Below are 419 nucleotides of genomic sequence, written 5' to 3'. Positions count from 1 at the left end.
AATGGTCAGGATGATCTTGTTTGGCATAATGCTACAAAACAGGATGATGGTTCTTATAAAGTGACTATTTCAGCCAGCCAACACAAGTGGAACTCAGGCAAGTACATCGTTCATGGTTATATTGTTGATGCTTCAGGTAAGAATATTGGCTTTGGGGCAACTTCAGCTGATGTGGTAGCCCCTAAGAAAATCGGTTCGGCATCAAGAGGAAATTACAATGTTTTAAATAAGATTGTCTATCTCGATGCTGGTCATGGTGGCTATGATCCAGGGGCTTCTTACTTTGGTATCTCTGAAAAGAGCTTGACCTTGGCTATCCAAAGTCGTGTGAAAGCTAAATTAGAAGCAGAAGGTTATCAAGTTGTAACCACTCGCACAAGTGATACCTATGTCGACTTGACGGACCGTTCACGTGCAGC

1 protein-coding gene is annotated in these 419 nt (G+C 42.5%); it reads left to right on the top strand.

The features are described from left to right. A partial coding sequence (locus HMPREF2979_RS08825; RefSeq protein ID WP_186821192.1) for an N-acetylmuramoyl-L-alanine amidase occupies positions 1 to 419 on the top strand: 419 nt, incomplete at both ends.

This window comes from Streptococcus sp. HMSC078H12, from assembly GCF_001814615.1.
In the GTDB taxonomy this organism is placed as follows: Bacteria; Bacillota; Bacilli; order Lactobacillales; family Streptococcaceae; genus Streptococcus; species Streptococcus salivarius_F.
The sequence above is the reverse complement of the archived record's forward strand: the minus strand, read 5'-3'. Positions and strand labels throughout refer to the sequence as shown.